18 protein-coding genes are annotated in these 22,317 nt (G+C 46.7%); 10 read left to right on the forward strand and 8 right to left on the reverse strand.

Features of this window, described 5'->3' with window-relative positions:
* Window positions 1-11: 11 nt before the first annotated feature.
* Together LL912_RS24320 and sucC are read right to left on the reverse strand one after the other, a co-directional pair.
* Window positions 12-3,623, reverse strand: a complete 3,612-nt coding sequence (locus tag LL912_RS24320) for a SusC/RagA family TonB-linked outer membrane protein (protein WP_235556232.1) — start codon at window positions 3,621-3,623, stop codon at window positions 12-14.
* Between the two features lie 423 nt (window positions 3,624-4,046).
* The gene (gene sucC / locus LL912_RS24325) at window positions 4,047-5,351 is read right to left on the reverse strand and encodes an ADP-forming succinate--CoA ligase subunit beta (RefSeq protein ID WP_235556233.1); all 1,305 of its coding nucleotides are present in this window, start codon (window positions 5,349-5,351) and stop codon (window positions 4,047-4,049) included.
* 288 nt (window positions 5,352-5,639) lie between these two features.
* Here sucC and LL912_RS24330 point away from each other — a divergent pair, with 288 nt between their 5' ends.
* From LL912_RS24330 to LL912_RS24370, 9 genes are all read left to right on the forward strand, one after another.
* The gene (locus LL912_RS24330; protein WP_235556234.1) at window positions 5,640-6,098 is read left to right on the forward strand and encodes a hypothetical protein; all 459 of its coding nucleotides are present in this window, start codon (window positions 5,640-5,642) and stop codon (window positions 6,096-6,098) included.
* Window positions 6,099-6,229: 131 nt separating this feature from the next.
* Entirely contained in the window at window positions 6,230-7,054 is an 825-nt protein-coding gene (locus LL912_RS24335) for a purine-nucleoside phosphorylase (RefSeq protein WP_235556235.1), read from the forward strand.
* 9 nt (window positions 7,055-7,063) lie between these two features.
* Window positions 7,064-9,115 carry a putative porin gene (locus LL912_RS24340; RefSeq protein ID WP_235556236.1) on the forward strand — a complete coding sequence of 684 codons (2,052 nt, stop codon included), beginning with the start codon at window positions 7,064-7,066 and terminating at the stop codon, window positions 9,113-9,115.
* Between the two features lie 87 nt (window positions 9,116-9,202).
* On the forward strand, window positions 9,203-9,556 hold the full coding sequence (locus LL912_RS24345) for a heavy-metal-associated domain-containing protein (RefSeq protein WP_235556237.1): 354 nt from the start codon (window positions 9,203-9,205) through the stop codon (window positions 9,554-9,556).
* An 18-nt stretch (window positions 9,557-9,574) separates the two neighbouring features.
* Window positions 9,575-10,084, forward strand: a complete 510-nt coding sequence (locus LL912_RS24350; RefSeq protein WP_235556238.1) for a peroxiredoxin family protein — start codon at window positions 9,575-9,577, stop codon at window positions 10,082-10,084.
* Between the two features lie 70 nt (window positions 10,085-10,154).
* A complete protein-coding gene (locus tag LL912_RS24355; protein ID WP_235556239.1) occupies window positions 10,155-11,333 on the forward strand; it encodes a PepSY-associated TM helix domain-containing protein in 1,179 nt (392 codons plus the stop codon).
* Window positions 11,334-11,586: 253 nt separating this feature from the next.
* Window positions 11,587-12,606, forward strand: coding sequence for a LacI family DNA-binding transcriptional regulator (locus LL912_RS24360; RefSeq protein ID WP_235556240.1), 1,020 nt, complete (start codon window positions 11,587-11,589; stop codon window positions 12,604-12,606).
* A 116-nt stretch (window positions 12,607-12,722) separates the two neighbouring features.
* Window positions 12,723-13,565: an AraC family transcriptional regulator gene (locus LL912_RS24365; RefSeq protein ID WP_235556241.1), complete on the forward strand. Its 843-nt coding sequence runs from the start codon at window positions 12,723-12,725 to the stop codon at window positions 13,563-13,565.
* A gap of 16 nt (window positions 13,566-13,581) precedes the next feature.
* Window positions 13,582-14,049: a DUF983 domain-containing protein gene (locus tag LL912_RS24370; protein WP_235556242.1), complete on the forward strand. Its 468-nt coding sequence runs from the start codon at window positions 13,582-13,584 to the stop codon at window positions 14,047-14,049.
* Window positions 14,050-14,162: 113 nt separating this feature from the next.
* On the opposite strand, the gene LL912_RS24375 is transcribed toward LL912_RS24370, so the two are convergent.
* From LL912_RS24375 to LL912_RS24400, 6 genes are all read right to left on the reverse strand, one after another.
* Window positions 14,163-14,612: a DUF1569 domain-containing protein gene (locus LL912_RS24375; RefSeq protein WP_235556243.1), complete on the reverse strand. Its 450-nt coding sequence runs from the start codon at window positions 14,610-14,612 to the stop codon at window positions 14,163-14,165.
* Between the two features lie 146 nt (window positions 14,613-14,758).
* The gene (locus LL912_RS24380) at window positions 14,759-15,913 is read right to left on the reverse strand and encodes an epoxide hydrolase family protein (RefSeq protein WP_235556244.1); all 1,155 of its coding nucleotides are present in this window, start codon (window positions 15,911-15,913) and stop codon (window positions 14,759-14,761) included.
* A 117-nt stretch (window positions 15,914-16,030) separates the two neighbouring features.
* Window positions 16,031-16,333: a hypothetical protein gene (locus LL912_RS26360; RefSeq protein ID WP_235556245.1), complete on the reverse strand. Its 303-nt coding sequence runs from the start codon at window positions 16,331-16,333 to the stop codon at window positions 16,031-16,033.
* Window positions 16,334-16,550: 217 nt separating this feature from the next.
* Window positions 16,551-17,327 carry a nucleotidyltransferase domain-containing protein gene (locus LL912_RS24390; RefSeq protein ID WP_235556246.1) on the reverse strand — a complete coding sequence of 259 codons (777 nt, stop codon included), beginning with the start codon at window positions 17,325-17,327 and terminating at the stop codon, window positions 16,551-16,553.
* Window positions 17,328-17,535: 208 nt separating this feature from the next.
* Window positions 17,536-18,999, reverse strand: a complete 1,464-nt coding sequence (locus LL912_RS24395; protein WP_235556247.1) for a rhomboid family intramembrane serine protease — start codon at window positions 18,997-18,999, stop codon at window positions 17,536-17,538.
* A gap of 59 nt (window positions 19,000-19,058) precedes the next feature.
* Entirely contained in the window at window positions 19,059-19,934 is an 876-nt protein-coding gene (locus tag LL912_RS24400) for a hypothetical protein (protein ID WP_235556248.1), read from the reverse strand.
* A 429-nt stretch (window positions 19,935-20,363) separates the two neighbouring features.
* On the opposite strand from LL912_RS24400, the gene rpsA reads away from it, so the two are divergent.
* The gene (rpsA, locus tag LL912_RS24405; protein WP_235556249.1) at window positions 20,364-22,298 is read left to right on the forward strand and encodes a 30S ribosomal protein S1; all 1,935 of its coding nucleotides are present in this window, start codon (window positions 20,364-20,366) and stop codon (window positions 22,296-22,298) included.
* The last annotated feature ends 19 nt before the right edge of the window (window positions 22,299-22,317 follow it).

The following is a 22,317-nucleotide window of genomic DNA, read 5'->3' on the forward strand; positions in this document are numbered from 1 at the left end:
AGTGCAAATGATTAAAATCCGATATTTAAATTCAAACCAAAGGAACGTACAGAGGGAAGCGCCCCGCCTTCCAGCCCCTGGATATTTCCGGAACCATTGGCAATATTGGAAGGATCTACATTGGGAGCATTGGATTTGATCAGCCAGAGATTACGGCCGTAAAGCGACAGGGTGATATTACTGGAATTGATTTTCTCTGCCCACCTGTCCGGCAGTTTATATCCAAGCGTAACCTCCCTCAGGTAAATATAGCTGGCGTCATATACATTGGCGCTGTGTACATTGTTATTGCGCCCAAAGTTATTCTGGAAATAATCCTTTGCTGGTACGTTTACCGTATAGGGCGTAAAACTGCCATCTTCGTTTTGCAATACACCCGATACATCAATGCCTTTCTCCCGGATACCATTTTCTACGGTTTCTTCCAGCAGCCCGGAATATTTGCCATACATATTGGTATAAGAGAAGAACCTGCCGCCCTTACTGAAGTCAATAAGCGCTCTTAAGGAAACGTTCTTATAGGAAAAGGAATTGGAAACGCCGCCTACAAAATCGGGATATACGCTCCCCAACGGAACACTGGAACCGGTTAACCGGTAGGTGCCCGCCGAGTCAATGATCTTGCGGCCCTGGTTATCGTAGGCATAATCGAACCCGTACAACATGCCCAGGGGCTGTCCTTTTACAGCTACCAGGGAAACGGCAGGTGTAAGCCGCCGCTCGGCCCCGATCACGACCCGGTCCGTAATTTCTGTTCCGTTCTGCGCCAGGTCCAGTACTTTGTTTTTGTTTTTTGAAAAGTTTACGGCAATGTTCCAGGTAAAACCGCCCTTTGTCTGTAAGGGCGTCCCTTCCACACGTAGTTCGATCCCTTTGTTATTGATCTTTCCCAGATTGATTATTGAATACCCGAAACCAGTGGTGGGCGATACGGGTATCGACAGGATCTGGTTCCGGGTGGTGCGGTCGTAATAAGTAAAATCGACCCCCAACCGGTTATTCAGCATTTTGAGCTCGATACCGGCTTCTGCTTCCGTACTTTTTTCCGGAAGCAGGTTGGGGTTCCGTTTGGTGGGGTCCACGCCAATCATCGACTGGCCGTTAAACTGAACAGGGGCCTGGTATACGGTAAATAGCGCGTAGGGATCAGTATCATTGCCCACCTGGGCAACCCCGGCCCGGAACTTACCAAAGTTCAGCCATGGTGCATTCCGGATCCAGTCTGAAAAAATAAAGGATGCCGAAGCTGAAGGATAAAAGTACGGGCGCGGGCGGGAACCGGAGAGTAAGGCCGAAGACCAGTCATTGCGCCCGGTTAATTCCAGGAAGATGCTGTTATTATACCCGATGGTGGCTGTTCCAAACAGGGAATTGATCTGCTTGCGCGGATAGGCATCTGAAGTAATAATGGGACCTACGCTATTGGACAGGGTATACACGCCGGCAGCTGCAAGCCCGGATTGGGTGGCCCCGGTAAAGAGCTTGGTCTCCTGCCGCATAATATTGCCGCCTACGGTTACATCCAGGTTCAGCCTGGTGCCCAGGTCTTTTTTGGCATTTGCCGTGGCGAGGTAATTCATCTCCCGGAAATCAATGGTATTGCGGAGATAAGACCCCGGCTGGTAGCCCTTTGCTGTACGCTCTTCCTGGAGTGTGTTAAAAGCATCCATAAAAACCTTGGTGCTGAACGTAAGCCAGTCGAGTGCTTTATAATCCAGCCCGATGGAACCAAATACCCGGCTCCGGCGATCGCTTTCGTATTCCTCGTACCGGGTCCAGTAAGGGTTATTGGCAAAGGCAACCGAGGGATCACTGAAAGACCGCCGGTTCCAGGTAATCTGGCTGCCGTCGGCATATTTATAATGCTTCATGCGTTCCATATCCCATTGCCGCTGCCCGTATTCGCTGAACAGCAGCATCATGTTCTGACCCGTGAAACCGGTTCCGGGACGGCCTTTAGCCTCTGTATAAGCATAGCGGACGCCCGCATTTGCGATTAACTTTTCGGATATCTTATAGGTTCCGTTGATGCCGGCATTGGTGCGCGACAGCTTCGAATTGGGTAGCACAAACCGCTGACGGGTATCTGCCAGCGAAATGCGGATGGAGCCCCGGTCGTTACTACCGCCCATGCTGATGCTGTTGGTGATGGTAAGACCGGGTTTAAAAAAATCACGGACATTATCCGGCTGTGGCGCCCAGGGAGCGGTGCGACCAAAATCAGGGTTGCCTTTCGCTTTATCAAACGACCAGTAATGCCGTACCGGGCGGCCGTCCAGTGCCGGCCCCCAGGATTCATCCACCGAAAATTCCGGGTAAAGGTCGTACCCGCCCTGTACCGGATCCTGGTAGGCAGGGGCTGAGCTGTTTAAGAATTGTTCCGGGTTCTTGTTATAGAACAGGGTATCAAAACTGCCCTTGCTTCCGCCGCCATACTGGTTCTGATAGTTGGGTAATATATAAACGCGGTCGCTTTGAATATTCAGGCTGTAGTTGACACCAAATTTTTTATGATCGCTTTTTTTAGTGGTGATCAGTACTACACCATTCTGACCACGGCTGCCATACAATGCTGTTGCAGCAGCGCCTTTTAATACCGATATCTGGTCGATATCGTCGGGGTTTACGTCCTGTACCGGGTTCCCGTAGTCGAAGCCGCCGCCCCCGATCTGCTGGCTGTAGGAGTTGGTATTGAGGTTGCTGAAAGGAATGCCGTCTACAATAAATAAAGCATTGTTATCGCCCTGTATGGATTTGGGCCCCCGGATATTCACCTTGCTGGAGCCGCCCATGGAGCCACTGTTGGTGGTAATGTTAACACCGGCCACCCGCCCGGAAAGACTGTTCACAAAATTCATTTCCTTGGCCGTCTGGATTTCAGAACCTTTCACCTCTGAGACCGCATAGCCCACCGACCGGCTTTTTTTGGAGATGCCCATGGCCGTTACCGTTACCTGTTCCAGTTCTTCTGAAGATCTTTTGCCGCCCAAACGCACGGACAGCGGTTTTCCGGGGTCGGTTAACGTTACTTGAAGGTCGGGATTACCTACATTGGAGAACACCACTTTAACGCCTTGCCGGTAGGGGATGGAAAAACTGCCGTCTTCGCCGGCGGTATAGATTTTTCCATCGGGGTAGGTGATACTGGCATTGGCAAGGGGCTGACCGCTGGTGTTGGTTACCCGTCCTTTTATAAATACGGTATCACCTGCCGCTGCGGTGCCTGTTACGGGAATAGTATCTGCCGCAGCAGTGGTTACTTCAGTGATCGTATCCTTCAGGCTCCCGGACTGGCTGCTCCATCGTCCCGCCTGGATCCGGGAACCTTCAATGCGGATCAGTACGCTGTCGTAACCTGGAACGGCAATGGTATAGGGCTGCGGAAACAGGGCGTTTTCAATCCGCAAAGAATCACCCTTTTTGGCCTTTATTGAAAACCGTCCATCGGCATCTGATTGTACGGAATCCCCGGAAGCAATGAGCCTGAGCATTGTGTTTGGAAGGCCCAGTCCCGACCGGCCAATGATCTTGCCATGGATGCCGGAAACTGTTTGTGCCTGCAAATGAACCGTTGTGTTTACTAAAATGAAGGTGATGAATAGCCATACAGGTTTGCAAAACATAATCGAATTTCAGGTTTAGTAGCGTAATAGATCAGGTCCGGGTTAGAGAACGGATCCTGACGGAGGTTATTCTTTGTTTAACGTACCGTTACCCGAAAGATTGTCTGCTCAATCGTTAAAGTTGGCTTAATTTGAGGGAGAAAGAATCGAGATTTGAGATTTGAGAATCAGGAACGGGCGTTCAGCGTTTGGCGTTTAGCGTTCAGAGACACGGAATTCAGATTTCCCGATTTTGCATTTCAGTGTTGAGCATAAGACCGGAATGATGAATCCCCGTATGCCCCACGCTTGCATCTGGGCCCCAATCCCGGACCTCGATTCTGATTCTCAAATCTCAATTCTCGAATCTCTCTCTACTACCTCCCATAAAAAAACGGTCACTTCTAAAAGTAACCGCTCTCATTAATTGTAAATAAAATCAAACTATGCTACGGCCTTTTTCACAAGGTCTGCTGCTTCACTCAACAAGATGGCGGATTGTACCTTCAGTCCGCTCTCATCAATGAGCTTTTTTGCTTCTTCTGCATTGGTGCCTTGTAAACGCACAATGATCGGAATGTTAATATTTCCCAGGTTCTTGTAGGCATCGATAACGCCGGCAGCCACACGGTCGCAACGCACAATGCCTCCAAAAATATTGATCAGGATCGCTTTTACCGCGGGGTCTTTCATAATGATTTTAAAACCGGCTTCTACGGTTTGGGCATTTGCGGTACCGCCCACATCCAGGAAGTTGGCGGGCTCACCACCGCTCAGTTTGATCATATCCATAGTGGCCATGGCCAAACCGGCGCCGTTTACCATGCAACCTACGTTGCCATCCAGTTTTACGAAGTTCAGGTTGTATTTTCCGGCTTCAACTTCTGTGGGATCTTCTTCGGTGATATCTCTCAGCGAAGCCAGGTCTGCATGACGCATCATGGCATTATCATCCAGGTTCATCTTACAATCAACAGCGATGATTTTATCATCGGCGGCTTTAAACAGCGGATTGATCTCCAGCATGCTGCAATCCAGTCCAACGTATGCGTCGTACAGGTTGGTTACAAACTTTACACAGTTTTTAAAAGCAGCACCGGTCAGCCCCAGGTTAAAGGCAATTTTGCGTGCCTGGAATCCCAGTAAACGGCCGGAGGGATGTACCCATTCTTTAAAGATCTTTTCAGGAGTTTCATGTGCTACATCTTCAATGCTCATACCGCCTTCCGTACTGTACATGATCACATTCTGCCCTTTGCTCCGGTCCAGGAGAATGGACAGGTAAAACTCCTGTCTTTCAGAAGGGCCATCATAGTACATGTCCTGTCCTACAAAAATTTTGTTGACCACTTTCCCGGCAGGTCCGGTTTGAACCGTTACCAGGGTTCCGCCCAGGATGCCTTTTGCATATTCCTCCACGTCTTCCAGGGATTTGGCCACTTTAACTCCATTGATACCGGTTTCTTTAATGGTGCCTTTCCCGCGTCCGCCGGCGTGGATCTGTGCTTTAACCACCGCAAATTTGCTGCCGGTATCGGTTTTAATCTTCCGGTATGCTTCTTCAGCCTCCTGTACGGAGCTGCATGCATAACCTTCCTGTACGGGAACGTTGTATTTTTTTAATAATTCCTTGGCCTGATATTCGTGAAGATTCATCTGTAAATAATTTTTTTGTTTATGGATGATCGTATGATAATATGCCCCTCCGTCTTCATGCCGGAATGATGAAGTCGTTAGGACCCATTTCATTAAAAGAACTTTGGCACGAAGATAAGGATTCAACGGAAACGGGCATCATTCAAATTTTCAGCATGCCGTATCGGCCCGTATTTGATTTCCGGGGGGGCGCCGGCAAGGATGCCACGGGTGGATAAAGTTGATCTTTGGGCTATTGCAACCTCCGGAAGATTGGCACGTCTCCTATAAAACCGTATCTTTAATACGCACCCCGAAGCAGCGATAACTGATATAGATAACGCTGCTCTGCTGACAAAGCGGAGTTCCGGGAGCATATCGTTAACAAAATAGAAGAGAGCAATGAAAAAAAACACACCTGGGCTGCTTTTAATGCTGGCCCTATTGCTGACAGCCACCACATTTACACAGGCACAATCCGTTTCCGCAGATTCCATTAAAACCTTAAAACTGCACAAGGAGATCCTGAAACAAACCACGGAGCTGAATAAGCAGAAACTAAACCTGGCGGACTATCAGAACAAACTGGTAAAACTCCAGACCGATCTTGAGAAGGCGAACAAGGACGCCGCAAAATCGGCAGCAGAGAGTAAAGACTATGCCCAGAAAATGGCAAAGAACCCAGGGGATGAAAAGCTGGCCCGGAAGGCAAAAAAAGCGGCTAAAAACTCTTCGTCCAGTCACAATAAAGCAGAAAAACTGACCTCCAGTGTTGTCAGTATGCAACGGAACATTACAAAGACCAGCGATAAGATAACGGACCTCGAAAAAAAGATCGCCACCCTGCGCGGCAAGGGCTAGTGCTTCAGCAGGCTGTAAATACAGCTAAGGGTTTGAATGTTAAGAGTTTTAAAAGAAACACGGGATTCTTACGAGGCGCGTGCGTGTAGCTGTTAGTTTCATTATATTTGCCCACACTTAATGCAGGATTTATGTCAGAATCAATTGTGGAGCAGGTACAGGAAACTGTTGCCTTTTTAAAGGCACAATACCCGGTGGCCCCGGAGGTAGGGATCGTGCTGGGCAGCGGACTTGGAAATTTTGCTGCGGCTATTACTGTGGAAAAAGAAGTGCCTTATACGGACATTCCTAATTTTCCCGTTTCAACAGTAAAAGGGCACTCCGGTAAATTGATCTTCGGCACGCTTGCAGGGAAGAAAGTAGTGGCCATGGCCGGCCGGTTTCATTTTTATGAAGGGTATACGCCCCAGGAAGTTGTTTTCCCTGTTCGTGTAATGAAGCTGCTGGGCATACGGCAGCTGCTGCTGAGCAATGCTGCAGGCGGTGTGAATCCGGGTTTTTCGGTGGGTGATATTATGATCATTACCGATCATATCAGTTTTGGCACCCCCAATCCACTGGTGGGAAAAAATATCGAAGAATGGGGTACGCGTTTTCCGGATATGAGCGAACCTTATAAAAAAAGCCTTATTGCAAGGGCAAAAGAAATCTGCGGGGAAGCTGGTATTTCCGTCAGGGAGGGGGTTTACTACGCGGTTACCGGTCCAACATTCGAAACACGTGCCGAATACAAAATGATCCATACACTGGGGGCAGATGCGGTGGGAATGAGCACGGTTCAGGAAACCATCGTAGCCAACCATATGGGACTGGAGGTTTTTGCCGTAAGCATTATTACCGATCTGGGTATCCGCGAGGAGGAAAATGTGATCACGCATGAGGAGGTACTGGAAGCAGCCAGGGCGGCGGAGCCCAAACTGGCTCATTTATTTACGGAAATGGTGGCCCGCGCATAAATTCAATAAATGAAGTTCTATTTTCTTTTGTTTCTTATCGTGACGGGAATCTACGCACAGGCGCAGGATCCATTGGGCGGTATTGGCAACCGGTTCCGGGGAATCAAAAATGCAGGGTCTGGTAACGACAGCCTGGCCCGGAGAAATAAATACGAAGATTCCGTGACCATTACTTACCGCTATCTGGATACCCTGCGGGCATATAAGATGGATTCTTCGATCAATGATTTTACAAAGTATTATCCCATTCCGGCTGAATATAATTACCTTGGGAACTTTGGGAATGCGGCACAGTCCTATATCTTTAAGCCAAGAATGCAGGCTGGCTGGGACCCCGGCTTTCATGCTTTTGATATTTACAAATATACCGTTGAGAAAGCCCGGTTCTTTACGGCTACCCGGCCTTATTCAGAGCTGAACTACCTGTTGGGAACCCGTTCCGAGCAATTCATCGAGCTGATGCATACGCAAAACATCCGCCCCAACTGGAACGTGCATTTTTCGTATCGCCTCGTAAACTCACCGGGGATATTCCAAAACCAAAAATCCGCCCACAACAGCTACTACGTTACCAACTGGGTACAGTCTACCAATAAGCGCTATAACAACTACTTTATTCTTGCCGCCAATAAACTTCAGAACACGGAAAGCGGAGGTATTGTAAACAGCAGTTACATCGACAGCGTAGATTATGCCCGAAGAGACTACATCCCCGTTCGGCTGGGGGGCAGCACCCGCTATTCTGCGGATTTTTTCAACACTAATATCAGCACCGGTAACCGGTATGCCGATTTCAATGTGCTCATGCGCCAGCAATATGACCTGGGCAGGAAAGATTCGCTGGTGACAGACAGTTCTGTGGTGCCATTGTTTTTTCCGCGGATACGTTTAGAGCATACGATCCGGTACAGCAAATATACCTTCGAGTTTACGGATGCCGCTCCGGATGTGGCATATTACCAGACATATTATGCATTGTCGGGGGGGAGCGCGAACAACGGTTTTTTAAAGCGTGACGACTGGAAGGAAATGGTAAATGATTTTTCCATTTACACGTTTCCGGATTCCAAGAATACCCAGCAATTTATAAAACTGGGCGCTGCCGTTCAGAACCTGTCGGGGGTGTTTGATACCTTACAACGTGAAAGCCCGCTGGAGCTGATCCGTGACCGTGAGAAAAAGAATTTTTATAACATTTTCGGGCACGGAGAATACCGCAATCGAACCAAGAACCAGAAATGGGATATGATGCTCAATGGAAAGCTTTATTTTACAGGCATGAACGCCGGTGATTATGAAGCCGGAGCCAGCATCCAGAGCCTGCTGGGGAAAAAGATCGGTAGCCTGATGCTGGGCGCCCAAAACGTGAACCGGACGCCTTCCTTCATCATGCAGAACCCCATCAGCAGTTTTTACCTGATGCAGGGCGGCAACCCGGGTTTGAAAAAAGAGAACATCACTCATTTGTATGCCAGCATTTATCAGCCCCTGATCAAACTGGGTCTTGTGGGGCATTATTACCTGATGACTAATTATACCTACTACACCGATTATTATAAGGTGAACCAATACAATTCCCTGTTTAATATATTGCAGATCGGGGTCAATAAAGTGTTTGAAGCCGGTAAAACCAAGCAGTGGAAATGGCGTACCGAAGTGTATTTTCAACAGGTAGTAGGGGGGGCGCCCCTGCATATTCCCACGATCTATACGCGGAACCGGATCGGCTATGAAGGGAAACTGGGGTATCCCCGGTTGAATATCGCCATGGGACTGGAGGCAAAATACCGTACCAACTACAAGGGCGATGGCTATTCGCCGGTGCTGGGGCAATTCTTTTACCAGGATGACCAGACCGTGCAATACAAATTACCCAATATTGCAGCTTACCTGAATTTTCGCATCAATTCCTTCAAGGCATTTGTACGGGCAGAGAATCTGAATACCTTCCGCAATCTTGATGGCAGCTGGGGTTTTACCAATAATAATTTCGCAGCAACAGATTATCCATACCCCGGACTGCTGATCCGCCTGGGCGTTTTCTGGGGATTTGTGAATTAAGACCTGATGGATTGAACAAGGACGCATACAACCTGTTCAAAGCCAGTACAGTCTTATAAGGGCAGGTTTATTTAAAACAGATTATATATGAAAACAATGGGATCGCTGCTCCTTGCTATGGTTATGTTACTGACAGCCTATGGAGCCGGGGCGCAAACAAAGACCGAAAAGATCGCCGTTTCCGGCAATTGCGGTATGTGCAAAAAAACGATTGAAAAAGCTGCGAAGACGGCCGGGGCACGCGAGGCTGTTTGGGATATTCCCTCAAAAACGCTCGATGTAAAATACAATGCAAAAAATACCAGCAGCAGCAAAATTCAGCAGGCCGTGGCCGATGCCGGGTACGATACCCAGGAGATCAGGGGCAGCGACGCGGCCTACGAGAAGCTACATGCCTGTTGCCGGTATGAACGTACCAAAACGTATGCGGCTAAGCCGTAATAGCCCCATTGTTATCCGATGGCAAAACGGGTCGTCTGCATAGGACTGTTGTTGCTACTGGTGATGGTCGCCATGGCCCAAACGATGGTTGCTCCAACGCCGGCAATTCATTTTACATTAAACAGCCGGCAGGGAACGCCGGTTTCATTAAACGATTATAGGGGAAAAACCGTGCTCGTGGTTTTTTGGGCGTCCTGGTGTGTACCCTGCAGGGTGGAGAACCGCAAGCTGGTACAGCGGTACCCACGGTTAAAAGCGCTGCCTTTTGAAATCATCAGTATTTCAGTGGATACCGACCGTGAAAAATGGGAGCGTGCGATTGCTGCAGACAAAATGGGCTGGCCGCAGCTGATCGATACAATGGATGAAGAAAAAAGGGTGGCCCGCAGGTGGAATGCAAGTGCCCTGCCCGCCTCGTTCCTGGTAGATCCACAGGGAACTATTCGCGCGGTGGATGCAGCAGCGCTTCCGCTGGCTGATCCCCGGGGATTCCGGAGTCTTCTTAAAAAACTGGCCGGTATGGAATAAACGAGCGCTGTGTAAAAAAATTCCCGATTTCGTAAATGCCGTAGAATTACCCCCGATAATTTTGCGGCTTATGCAACGGGGAAAATTCAGGAAATTCTTTAACGACATCCATCTCTGGCTTGGACTGGCCAGCGGAATCGTACTTTTTTTGGTATGCCTTTCGGGTACCATTTATACGTTCCGCACTGAAATAGAAGAGCGTGTTAATAAAGACGTATATTTTGTAAACTATAGAGCGGGCATGCAGGCACAGCCGTTAACCGCGCTGGTCGCCATTGTTGAAAAAGTACAGGGAAGCCCGGTTGCCGGTGTTACCATTCCTGGTCAGCCGGAAAAAGCCTGGTCCTTCTCCCTGAAGCCTAAGGGCAAGGAAAAGGGAAGGGGAAAAACGGTATTGGTAAACCCCTATACCGGTACCATTACAGGCGATACGGAAACCGGAAGCAGCAGGTTTTTTATGATTATGATGAAACTGCACCGCTGGCTCCTGATGGAGCAGTCAACCGGGCGCGTCGTGGTAGGTGTTGCCACCCTCATTTTTGTGGTGCTCCTGCTTTCGGGGATCATTTTATGGCTGCCCCGGCGGCTGCGTTACTGGAGGCAGGGTTTTGTAATCCTGTTTTCCGGAAAATGGAAACGCATCAATCATGACCTGCACAATGTACTGGGATTTTATTCCTTTATTTTTTTACTGATCATGTCGCTTACCGGTTTGTGCTGGTCGTTTGACTGGTACAAAAAGGGCGCTTCATCCGTACTGGGTGCAGAAGTATTTGGCGGAAAGAAAGAAAAGCCGCTTCAATCGATGGCTTCGGGGGCTGCAATGCTTTCTGCCGATGAAGTATTAAAAGTGGCCGGCAGCCAGCTTAGCTATGCCGGCACCACACGTTTGAGTTTCCCGGCAGACAGTTCAGGTGCCTTCAGTGTTTCAAAAAATAATGCCGCTTCCTGGAATAGTGCGGCAACGGACCGGGTTATGATCGACGCTTACAGCGGTGCGGTGCTGAAAAAAGAGCTTTTCGCCTCCAAAACAACGGGACAGAAAATAGCGGCCAGTATCCGGCCGATACATACCGGTGAGATCTATGGACTTTTTTCAAAGATCATTTATTGTATCTGCTGTTTGATTGCCACCAGTTTGCCGGTAACCGGCACCATTATCTGGCTGAACAAACTGAAAAAGAAAAAGCCCGGGAGCAGGCCCGTAAAACTGAAGGCAAAAGCACAGCCGGTAGCGGCTGCGGTTTGAAAATTTGAAACTGTGGAGATGCGAGCATGTGCATGCCAGGAAGCAGGGCTTAAACATGGTGTACTGCTTTGAGACCGGTTCTTGTTTTGAATTCTGGTTCTCTTGCGGCTGCTGTTTAAGTATTTAGCACTTTACTGCTGGCTTCCGGCAACGATTCCGTAATTATTGGATGAGCGGCGACGCAGAGCGGCGTTTACCATTATTAATTTCTTATCTTCATCCCTGAAAAGGATTTATAAAAAAGGGGGTAGGGATGAATACGGAACCGATCAATTTAAAAAAACTGGCTTCTCTTTTACATCTTTCTATAAGCACTGTTTCAAAAGCGCTGCGCGACAGTCATGAGATCAGTGCCGATACAAAAAAACGGGTAATGGATCTGGCCCGTGAGTTGAATTATGAACCCAATCCTTATGCCGGCAGCCTGCGGAAGTTTAAAAGCAAAACGATCGCGGTCATTGTGCCCGACATTATCAATAACTTTTTCATTTTTGCCATCAAGGGGATACAGGAAACGGCGCATGCCCGCGGGTATCATGTGCTGATCTATATTACCAATGAAAACCCGGAATATGAAAAGGACGTGGTGCGGCATATGACCAATGGCCGGGTAGATGGAGTGGTGATCTCGCTTACAAGTCCGATTGATGATACCGAACACTTACTGGCCCTGCAGGAAAAAGGACTGCCGCTTGTATTTTTCGACCGGGTGGCTGACGGATTTAGCAACAGCAGCATTATTGCTACCAATAATTATGAAAGTGCCTATAATGGTACCCGTTACCTGATAGAGCAGGGCTGTAAACGCATTGCCCATTGCCAGGTTTCTGACAAAATTTCCATTGGCATTGACCGGTTGCAGGGGTACAAAAAGGCCCTGGAAGATGCAGGAATTGCGGTACGCCCGGAATGGATTCTCACCAGCCGGAAGGATTACGCACATGATACCACACTGATTGAACAGACCCTCCTGCAGAAAAACGCGCCGGACGCCTTATTTACCTCTGTGGAAACTCACGCGCTAATCGCTTATGATATTTGCCGGAAGCACCGGATTGATATGCCGGGGAAGCTGAAATTACTGAGTTTTAGCAATATGCCTACGGCACACTTGCTGAAGCCTTCGCTGTCTACGATTACCCAGCCGGCTTTTGAAATAGGGCAGGCGGCTGTACAACAACTGATCCTCGCCCTCGAAAAACCCGCCCGGTATGTTCCGGAACGTATCAATATGGATTCGGTGCTGGTAAAGCGGGAAACCACCGGAAAATAAACTATCGGTAAAAAGTACCATAAATACCCCTTTTTGGTCCGGGCCGCGGGAAAACCGTTCTGTACCTTTGCATCGTGGTGCAAAAGGAGAAAATACCTGTTTATTCCATCCGGAACATGATCCCTGAGCCTTTACAGCAAACGGAATTGCAGGCCGAGCACTTTTCTAGATATCTGGAAAAGCATTACGAACACCTGCACCGGCCACACCGGCATTCCTTTTATCATATGGTACTTTTTACTTCCGGAAAAGGATCGCATACGATCGATTTTGACCGGTTTGAAGTGCGGCCTTTCCAGGTATACTGTATGGTTCCGGGACAGGTACACAGCTGGCATTTTACCTCCGCAGTTAATGGTTATGTAGTCAATTTCCCCGATCATTTTTTCAGGGATTTTTTATACAACCCCTACTACCTGGAACGGTTCCCTTTTTTTAGCGGCATCAGTGCAGAAAGTGTGTTTCAACTGCCGGCACCGCTCCATGAAAAGATACCGGCTCTTTTTGAAGAACTGATTGGTTCGGCGCTGGATGCACAGTCGCCTGCTGATATGAACCGGGTGCTTTTATTGCAGATCCTGCTATTAATGAGCACTGAAATGGCAGGTCATCCGGCCAAAGCGATTCCTGAACAAAAGAAAATGATTTTACATAACTTGCGGCGGTTAATTGATGTACATTACAAATCCATCCGGCTGCCGAAAGAATATGCCGATCTGTTGTACATCACGCCCAATCATCTGAATGCGCTTTGTAAAGATCTTTTGGGGCAAACAGCAGGGGAGTTGATCCGCAACCGGGTGTTGCTGGAGGCGAAGCGCCTGCTGATCAATGTTAATAAAACAGTAGCTGAAATCGCTTATGAGCTTAATTTTCAGGATAACTCCTATTTCAACCGCTTTTTTAAGAAATATGAAGGGTTAACCCCCGACGAATTCCGGAGACAATTTTTAAAGTAACGTAATAAATAGATATATGGAACCCGTACCTACAATAAATGCAGCTACTGATAAGGAAAAAGATAAAGTACCCAGTTATTTAAACGTGGTAGCTTCCAAATGCCCGCGGTGCCGCCGGCACAGTATGTTTGAGGTAAAAAACCCGTACAAGTTAAAAACGACCATGCGCATGTACCAGGCGTGCCCGGTATGTAAACAACCCTTCGAGCTGGAAACGGGTTTTTACTTCGGTGCCGGTTATGTAAGCTATGCACTGGCTGTGGCGTTGAGTGTGTCTACCCTGGTGGCCTGGTGGGTATTTATCGGGTTAAGTATTTATGACGACCGGTGGATCTACTGGCTGATTTTTAATGCCGTTTTTCTTATTTGTATGCAGCCCGTGCTGATGCGCATGGCACGAAGTATCTGGCTTTCTTTTTTTGTACGCTATGACCGTAAATGGTATGCGAATGCCCCGTCGAGGGTGAAGAAACAAGGTACTTAAGGATAACTTCCTTACCGGTTTCCGGAAGGAGATCCGGTAAGATGTGCTACTGCAGCCTCGCTGCGGAGGATGTTACGGAGCAGCGAAAGCACACCGGGGAAGGAATCTTGCCGTCAGGCATTAAACTGTTTTAGATGATGATCGGAATGTTTGTAAATAAACTGTCCCAGCTGCTCTTTTGTTAGCATACCAAAAAACCAGTGCAGGAACTGTTCCTGGTCAAATGTACTGTAACGTTCTACCTGGGTTTTCCATTTCAGCTTTTCGCTTTCGAGATCATGAAGCGGTTGTGTTACTCTAAATGCCGGTGGGGTGGGAGCATTTTTTTTGAAGGTTGAATCTTCATCCTTCAAGATGGAGTTGATCGCCTGCTTGCCGAAGATGCGCCCGATAAAAGACCGGCTGATTTTTATTTTACCGTAATAATATTCTTCACAAAGTGCGCAATGCCTTACCATTTGTGTAACGGTCATTTTTCCCCATTGCGGGTTGTCGTTTTCTGTAAGAGAATCAATTCTGCGAATGATTTCCTGTCTTGTTTCCGGATCGAATATTGACTTCATTTTTATGGGTTGTTTGTACTGCAAAAATGCAGCCGATGGCATTTTTCAGCTTCTCCAAAATTGCTGTTTTTCCCGGGCATCCCCGAAAGGACCCGGTAAGCCGTCCTCCAGGTATTTTTGGGGCCGGTCAAAGGTTATGTCAACATTCAGTTTGGGGCTAATGACCGGGCAAATGCCCGGATGTCATTTGCCAGAAGTGCAGGTTGCTCCCATGCTGCAAAGTGCCCGCCTTCGGGCATTTCGGTCCATCTTTGAATATTAAAAAAACGTTCGGCAAACTCCCTGGGAGCGGGGATCATGTCTTTGGGGAAAATGGCTGCAGCCGCAGGAACCGGTATTTTTTGGAAGCTGTAAGGTGAATTCGGCGTTGCCGGAATTGCGGTTTTCATGGTTTCGTAATACAACCGCATTGCGGAAGTGATGGTTTGGGTAGCCCAGTATAGGGTGAGATTAGCAAGCAGTTCATCTTTTGTATATGCGTTTTCAAGATCGCCTTTTATATCGCTCCAGGTGTAAAACTTTTCGATGATCCATGCTGCCAGCCCCGCCGGGGAATCGTTCAGGGCATACCCCAGGGTTTGGGGTTTTGTACTTTGCAGCAGGGCATATCCGCCTTCTGTTTGTTGCCATTGTTTTCCCGCTTCGAGGTATTTTTTTTCTGCCTGGCTTAATTCGCCGCCAGGGATGGTTAAGATCCTTGTAAACGGTATATCTGTAAGATGCAGCGCCAGCAGGCTGTTTGTGTGGTGTAAGGCCAGCTGTTCGGCAATGGTGCTGCCCCAGTCGCCGCCATGTACAAAAAAATTTTTATAGCCCAATTCATTTGACATGAGGGATGCAAACAGCCCCGCTATTTTTTGCGGGTTCATTCCGTTAGCCATAGCTGGCCTGGAAAAGCCATAACCGGGGATGGAAGGCACTACCACATCAAAGGAGTTCCCATTTGCATCTGCCTGCGTTAAAAGGGGAATGAGTTTTACAAAGCGGAGGAAGCTATCCGGAAAGCCGTGTATCAATAGCAGAGGTGTAGAAACCTGTCCTTTCCCTCTTTCATGAATGAAATGAATTTCAGAACCATCTATTGTTGTTGTAAATTGCTGAAAGGTGTTTAGATAAGACTCCTGTTTTTTCCAGTCAAAATCGTTCTGCCAATACCGGCAAAGTTCCTGCAGGTACAATTTATTGGTGCCGGTATCCCATCCTGCATCGTTCATCGCCCCGGCCCAGCGCGTGGCGGCCAGGCGGTTACGCAAATCGTCCAATACAGATTGCGGAACATCAATTTTAAATGGCTGTTTCATAAATTAAGAATGATATGGTTAGATGTAAATGCCGGTCGGCTGCCCCAGGACCGTACCGCAACTGATCAGCGGTATAAAGGTACGCTATAAAGTTAACAAGGAACGCAGGCCTGCCGATCAGCAACAATCGTGCAGCACACGGTCATGCACAATTACGAATGCCATCCACACTACAACCAGGATCAACAGCAAATTAACGACGGTGAGTGATGTGTAGTAGTGCTGCTGAAAATGATGAGGTCTGCCGTTAATCTTTTTTGCGAAAAACCTGGAGGCAATGGGAATGAGAGTCACAAACAATAACACCAAGATGCCCGGGTAAAGACCGGTGAAGGCGATGCCGATCACACTAAGTAATGCTGCCGACAGGGTTATTACCGTTGAAAGCGCAGTTACAGTGCTGAATGCTTTTGTTTTCATTTCGACAATATTAAATTTAAGAATATTTGACAACCTAAAGTTATTGAAAGTGCTTTGGATTGCAAAGTTAAAAGCTCCGCTTCCGCCGGTTTGTTTTGTCTGTAAATAGTGCGCTAAAACCGTGTTTTATTGTTGGCGGAGGAGGGGATCAATTGCTTGTCTCCGGGTTTGGGTTTTTTTGCCACGCCCATCCTGTTATCGACAATCCTCCTTGTTTTTAACGCTCCATTTCGTCGAAATAATGCATCACTTTCACTTCTGTTTGATTTTGAAGCCGTACATTGTTACCGTAAAGATCTGTCCGCAATTGTTTGTATAGTAAGACTGCATTTCTTAAACTATTTAACAAGGATTGTTTGTTGTAGGCCGGAATAGTAAGTTTTAGCAGGTTGAGGTCGGCGGTACATAATTCGGTTTCGACTTTTCTCACACCTCGGGGCAGGGTCTTATTTTTAACATGCAATAGAGGACCAAGCACCGCCATTCTTAAAAAACCGGAAAAGTCGTAGGCTTCCAGGTACTCACCCCGGCCTATTTTCAATAAGGCGTAATGTATCCAGATCCAGAAGCGGTCTTCAATCCATTGATAGTCGGGGTATGGAAACCTTGCCTCGGAGTTGTTAATTGCGTACTCAAGTTGTCTGTTCTTGTCGAGCAATACCATTGGTGTTTCAATACGATGGTGAAATTCCTCAAGCGTTACAAATTTCAGATCAACGTGCAGGAGCGGGTTGTCATAGAGGCAAATCAGGACCCTGGGTTCGCCCACATGCTCCCCTGTAAACCCGGATAAAAGATTGCCGAGCTTTTTTGCATAGTCAAGCATCTGGTCTTTGTTGTCCGTAATTTTTTGCTTCGTTACCAGAATCAGATCAAGATCGGAGTATTCATCCAGTTCATTTGTGAGCCAGGACCCGGCAACCGCCAGTCCAATAATATGGTCATCGGTTTTTAATATCTCCGTTGCATTGTTTGCAAAAACCTGCTGTTTCATTTTTCTGTTTTTGGGTTGTCTGTATCGGTTCAGGATCGTTCGCTGATGCTTATTTTATCGCAGCTACTCCGTCCATTTTTTCAACTCGGGATTGTTTCCTGATATATCTTACGATCGGGTTGGTTCAATTATTTGCCATGCGTTTTTTTTTAAAGAATTCCTTGTAGATGGAGTCCGATCGTTCAGGAAGCCGCCCGGAGTAGCGTTTTTATGGTCCTTTCAGCTCATTGATAATCGTTTCAATTCGCTGGTTGTAATAATCGATACTGTCCTTATATCTATCGGTGTCCTGGTCCACGGCTTTGTAAATGAATTGATAGCTTTTTATTCGCAACGCACAGTAATCTAACAGTTTTTTATTTCTGTCATGAATAGCATCCGGTAGCTTTAATTGCTCCAGTTCATTGATCAGTTTGATGTTCTCCTGCCAGTAATAAATACCGCTGTCCTTGATCTGTAGAAGCAGTTTGTTCTTTGGTGTATGCTGCGGCAGGCTGTAAATTCCCAGTGCGGCTGTTTCTCTCAAAACAAATGTCTTCATTTTCGCATCATAATTGCCAATGTCGTTTGGTAGCTTTTTATAAATGTAAAAGGAAACTGAAAGTACCAAGACAGCAAGAATGCCGGTTGTTTTGTATTCCTGGTTCTTGTTGCCGGTATGTTTAAGCCCCGGGAAATAGGCATAGCCAATAAGGAGGCCGCTGATAAGCCCGCCAATATGTGCGGCGTTATCAATGCCGCCTTTGAGACCATTGAGTAAATTGTAGCCTACGAAGACCCCGATACTGGTGAGGAAGGCTTTCCTGGCTGATTTTTCAATATGGTTTGTTGTCAGCAATGCGAGAAAAACGCCATACAACCCAAAGATTGCACCGGATGCGCCTGCGCTGACCGTCAGATCGTGCCACCACAAACTTGTTACACTGGCCGCAATACCGGTTAATAAATAGGCGGCTGCAAACCTGGTTGTGCCCAGCAGGGGCTCTAAAAGCAAACCGATGTAAAGGAGGGCATACAGGTTCATGAACAAATGGAAGATCCCAATATGGATAAAACAGCTGGTGACCAGGCGCCACCATTCGCCGCTTAATGTTATTGGCCGGAAATTTGCACCCCAGCTGATCAGACTTCCGCTATCCGGTACTAGAATATTGACGCCGGATGCAATCATGAGGAGGAAGATGACAATATTGAGGTCGATTAAGATCGGTGTAATGAAATAGCCCTTTGTGGGTTTGAAGAAGGAAAGAAAACCTGCGAAATTTGTCTTTGTCACTGGCGGCGGCCCGCCAGCTGGGCTGGTTCCGGTCAGGGCTGGTTGCAGCTCTTCATATCGCTGAGCCAGCATTTGGGGAGTGAAATCGTTTTTTATTTCGTTAACTGTAGATAACAGGTTTTCAATGTTCTCTTTGTTTTTGCCCCAGTCAACAACCTGGTTTCCGGTGCATTCGCTTTTCAACCGGGCTTCCCGGTTTTCAATGGTCAGCTCAATTGCTTCACTCCAGGACTTCGCGGAAAATTTGGTATAGGCAACAAAACCCGTTTCACTTATGTTGCCGATATTCCAGTTCAGTTTTTTTGCAGCTTCTAATGCGATAACGAGAAATTGTTCTCTTGAAAAATTGTCAAGTGAAACATCCTGTGTGTATTTTGGGGAAAGGCTCATTGCCATAGCCGATTTGTTTATAGCGGTTTAATGAATAGAAGGCGGTTTTATTTGCCATCATGATTTTAATGCTTTGTATAGAAATGCTTTCTAAGGGTTGTCGTTTTTTTGCCAACTTTTTCCGTCATTCGAAACAGCGTCCCATCAATATTATATTCAAATTCTTGTGTTCTTGGAATTATTTTGATTTCTCGCTTTGATACACCAATTTCATTGATATAAACGATTGGCTGGATCGCATACCCGTTTAACCGGATACAACGGTTTGATCCGTCAAAAATAAATTCTTCTTTTCTTTTGTTGTTGCTTAGTTCCTGATGGTAGGCTATTTCATAATTGTTATTTGTGTTGACGATATACGAAAAGATTGACTTTACTTGGGGCATTGATTGGTATATTTCAATTTTAGTTAGTATGTCGGCTTCATTGTAATAGTAAATCTTTTCTAACCTAAAACTGTCATAGCCTTTTTTTGTGTAGTATCTTGAGATCTGATTTTTACTGTTGTACAGTTTTACATTTGTAACCAGAGAGGTGGTGTCCCGGTTGTAAATATATTCTTTTACCTCATTTCCCAGGCTATCATACTCGTATTCAAAGATCCGCTGGTCTTCTGAAGGATAAGAATCTATTATTATTTGGTGGAGTTTTTTGTCGGCAGTATATACATAGCGTTCATTTACTGAAAGCATATTGTTATAAAAATCCTGTTTGTTAAGGATATTGCCTTCTTTGTCATAGGTAATTGTGCAGGCTTTTGTTGAGTCTAATTTTTTCTTTTGTGAATTGTATTCATAAATTGTTTCCATAGCTATATTGTTTTTCGCTAAGTCAGATTTTGAGTTTCTGAATTTGTCTGGATAAATAATCTCACTCAGGTCCTGACCTGCCACCGGAAAGCTGAAGAGGAGCGGAAGGATAAAAAAGGATAGTTGTTTCATTTTGGTTTTATTCTGATTGTTAATGAGCGGTAACTATTACCGGAATCAGATAGGCATCTGTTTCTAAGTTCACAATGGGTGTAAGCTTTGCTGCTATTAAGAGTGTGAGCAGTAATAAATATTTCGTGGTCGCATTATATTGTTTAACTGGTTGCTGCTGTCAAATATACATCTAGGGTTTTGGGTAATGTTAATTTTTTCATATATAATTTTTATTAATGGATGCGGTGTCCGACCGGTTTGCGGTAGCCACGGTTCCTTAAAGCCGCCACATGCACGGCAGTACAAAGGTGCGACGCAAGGAAGTTGAGCATAGTACTGAAGCTTATCAAATGAAAATCAATGAATTATCTATTTGAGAGTGATTAGGTGAATCCCCCGGAATTTCGTAACTTTGCAGTCCGAATTTAAAAACCTTCGGATTTATTTATGTTTCAATTATTTTTTAAACAATTAAACGCTGATGCACAGGAGAATGCGGGCGCTGCCGGAGAACCGGTAGAAGAAGCATCTACAGCGACAACCACTGCACCTGTAGAAGCCGCTAAACCGGCGGAAGCACCCGCTGCGGTAGAAACTGCGCACGACGACTTCGATTGGAGCGTGGACAAACGCAATGTTTCTTCTTACTCCAAAGAAGAAAAAGAAAAGTACGACAAAGTGTATGAAAACACCTTCGTGCAATTAAACGACGGTGAACTGATCAACGGTACCGTTGTAGGTATTACCAACACAGATGTGGTATTGAATATCGGTTTTAAAAGCGATGGTTTGATCTCTCTGAATGAATTCCGCGATCTTCAGGGTTTGAAAGTAGGTGATGAAGTAGAAGTGATGATCGTTGAGAAAGAAGACCGGGATGGTCATCTGAACCTGAGCCGTAAGCAAGCCCGCACTACCCGCGCATGGGAGCGTATTGTGGAAGTAAACAAAACAGGTGAAGTAGTTACCGGACAGGTTACTTCAAAAACAAAAGGTGGTTTGATTGTAGATGTATTTGGTATGGAAACCTTCCTGCCAGGTTCTCAGATCGATGTGAAGCCCGTTACCGATTACGACCAGTTTGTGGGTAAAACCATGGAATTTAAAGTGGTTAAGATCAACGAAACCATTAAGAATGCCGTGGTATCGCACAAAGCGCTTATCGAGAGCGATATTGAAGCACAACGTGCTGAGATCATCGGTAAACTGGAAAAAGGTCAGGTACTGGAAGGTACTGTTAAGAACATCACCGACTTTGGTGCGTTTATGGACCTGGGTGGACTGGATGGTTTACTGTATATCACCGATATTTCATGGGGACGCATTTCTCATCCGAACGAAGTACTGAAGATCGATCAGAAAGTGAACGTGGTGGTACTGGATTTCGACGACGAGAAAAAACGCATCAGCCTGGGTCTGAAACAACTGACTCCGCACCCATGGGATGTGCTGCCTGAAGGCATTGTTGAAGGCAATACTGTGAAAGGTAAAGTGGTGAATATTGAAGACTACGGTGCATTCCTGGAAATCACTCCGGGTGTGGAAGGTCTGGTTCACGTAAGTGAAATTACATGGGCGAACACGCCTGTGAATGCGAAAGACTTCTTCAAGCTGGGTGATGAGCACGAAGCGAAGATTGTAACGCTGGATAAAGATACCCGCAAAATGAGCCTGTCTATTAAACAACTGACAGAAGACCCATGGAGCGATATCGAAACCCGTTTTGCAGAAGGTACCAAACATACCGGCGAAGTGAAGAACATCACCAACTACGGTGTGTTTGTAGAACTGGCACAGGGTATCGGTGGTATGATCCATATCAGCGACCTGAGCTGGCTGAAACGCTTCAACCATCCGGGTGAGTATACGAAAGTGGGCGAGAATATTGACGTGATCATCCTGGGAATCGACAAAGAAAACCGCAAACTACAGCTGGGACACAAACAGCTGGAGGAAGATCCCTGGAATACCCTTCAGGACACTTTTGCCATCGGCAGTGTGCATGAAGGAACCATCGTTCGCAGAGATGATAAAGGTGCTACCGTTCAGCTGCCTTACGGCCTGGAAGGTTTTGCTCCCAACCGTCACCTGGCTACACAGGATGGTAAGTCTGTAAGCTTAGACGAAACCGCTCCGTTCATGGTGATCGAATTCGATCGCAATGAAAAGCGCATTGTATTGTCTCATACCCGCGTTTGGGAACAATCCGCATACGAAGAAAGAGAATCTGTGAAGAAAGATGCACGCGCTGAAGCGGAAAAAACCAAAAAAGCGGTGAAGAATATCCAGAGCAAGGTTGAAAAAGCAACCCTGGGTGACCTGAGCGCTTTAGCGGATATCCGTAAAAAACTGGATCAGGAAAATTCTGGTAAATCAGAATAATCCGGCTCGTTTTGATATT

Source organism: Niabella agricola (assembly GCF_021538615.1).
Lineage (GTDB): Bacteria > Bacteroidota > Bacteroidia > Chitinophagales > Chitinophagaceae > Niabella > Niabella agricola.

Coding starts and splice junctions, on each gene's coding strand:
- LL912_RS24360 (WP_235556240.1), top strand. CDS start 11,587: ATGAATACGGAACCGATCAATTTAAAAAAACTGGCTTCTCTTTTACAT.
- LL912_RS24400 (WP_235556248.1), bottom strand. CDS start 19,934: ATGAAACAACTATCCTTTTTTATCCTTCCGCTCCTCTTCAGCTTTCCG.
- LL912_RS26360 (WP_235556245.1), bottom strand. CDS start 16,333: ATGAAAACAAAAGCATTCAGCACTGTAACTGCGCTTTCAACGGTAATA.
- LL912_RS24355 (WP_235556239.1), top strand. CDS start 10,155: ATGCAACGGGGAAAATTCAGGAAATTCTTTAACGACATCCATCTCTGG.
- LL912_RS24320 (WP_235556232.1), bottom strand. CDS start 3,623: ATGTTTTGCAAACCTGTATGGCTATTCATCACCTTCATTTTAGTAAAC.
- LL912_RS24370 (WP_235556242.1), top strand. CDS start 13,582: ATGGAACCCGTACCTACAATAAATGCAGCTACTGATAAGGAAAAAGAT.
- sucC (WP_235556233.1), bottom strand. CDS start 5,351: ATGAAATGGGTCCTAACGACTTCATCATTCCGGCATGAAGACGGAGGG.
- LL912_RS24375 (WP_235556243.1), bottom strand. CDS start 14,612: ATGAAGTCAATATTCGATCCGGAAACAAGACAGGAAATCATTCGCAGA.
- LL912_RS24335 (WP_235556235.1), top strand. CDS start 6,230: ATGTCAGAATCAATTGTGGAGCAGGTACAGGAAACTGTTGCCTTTTTA.
- LL912_RS24345 (WP_235556237.1), top strand. CDS start 9,203: ATGAAAACAATGGGATCGCTGCTCCTTGCTATGGTTATGTTACTGACA.
- LL912_RS24350 (WP_235556238.1), top strand. CDS start 9,575: ATGGCAAAACGGGTCGTCTGCATAGGACTGTTGTTGCTACTGGTGATG.
- LL912_RS24340 (WP_235556236.1), top strand. CDS start 7,064: ATGAAGTTCTATTTTCTTTTGTTTCTTATCGTGACGGGAATCTACGCA.
- LL912_RS24365 (WP_235556241.1), top strand. CDS start 12,723: ATGATCCCTGAGCCTTTACAGCAAACGGAATTGCAGGCCGAGCACTTT.
- rpsA (WP_235556249.1), top strand. CDS start 20,364: ATGTTTCAATTATTTTTTAAACAATTAAACGCTGATGCACAGGAGAAT.
- LL912_RS24330 (WP_235556234.1), top strand. CDS start 5,640: ATGAAAAAAAACACACCTGGGCTGCTTTTAATGCTGGCCCTATTGCTG.
- LL912_RS24390 (WP_235556246.1), bottom strand. CDS start 17,327: ATGAAACAGCAGGTTTTTGCAAACAATGCAACGGAGATATTAAAAACC.
- LL912_RS24395 (WP_235556247.1), bottom strand. CDS start 18,999: ATGGCAATGAGCCTTTCCCCAAAATACACACAGGATGTTTCACTTGAC.
- LL912_RS24380 (WP_235556244.1), bottom strand. CDS start 15,913: ATGAAACAGCCATTTAAAATTGATGTTCCGCAATCTGTATTGGACGAT.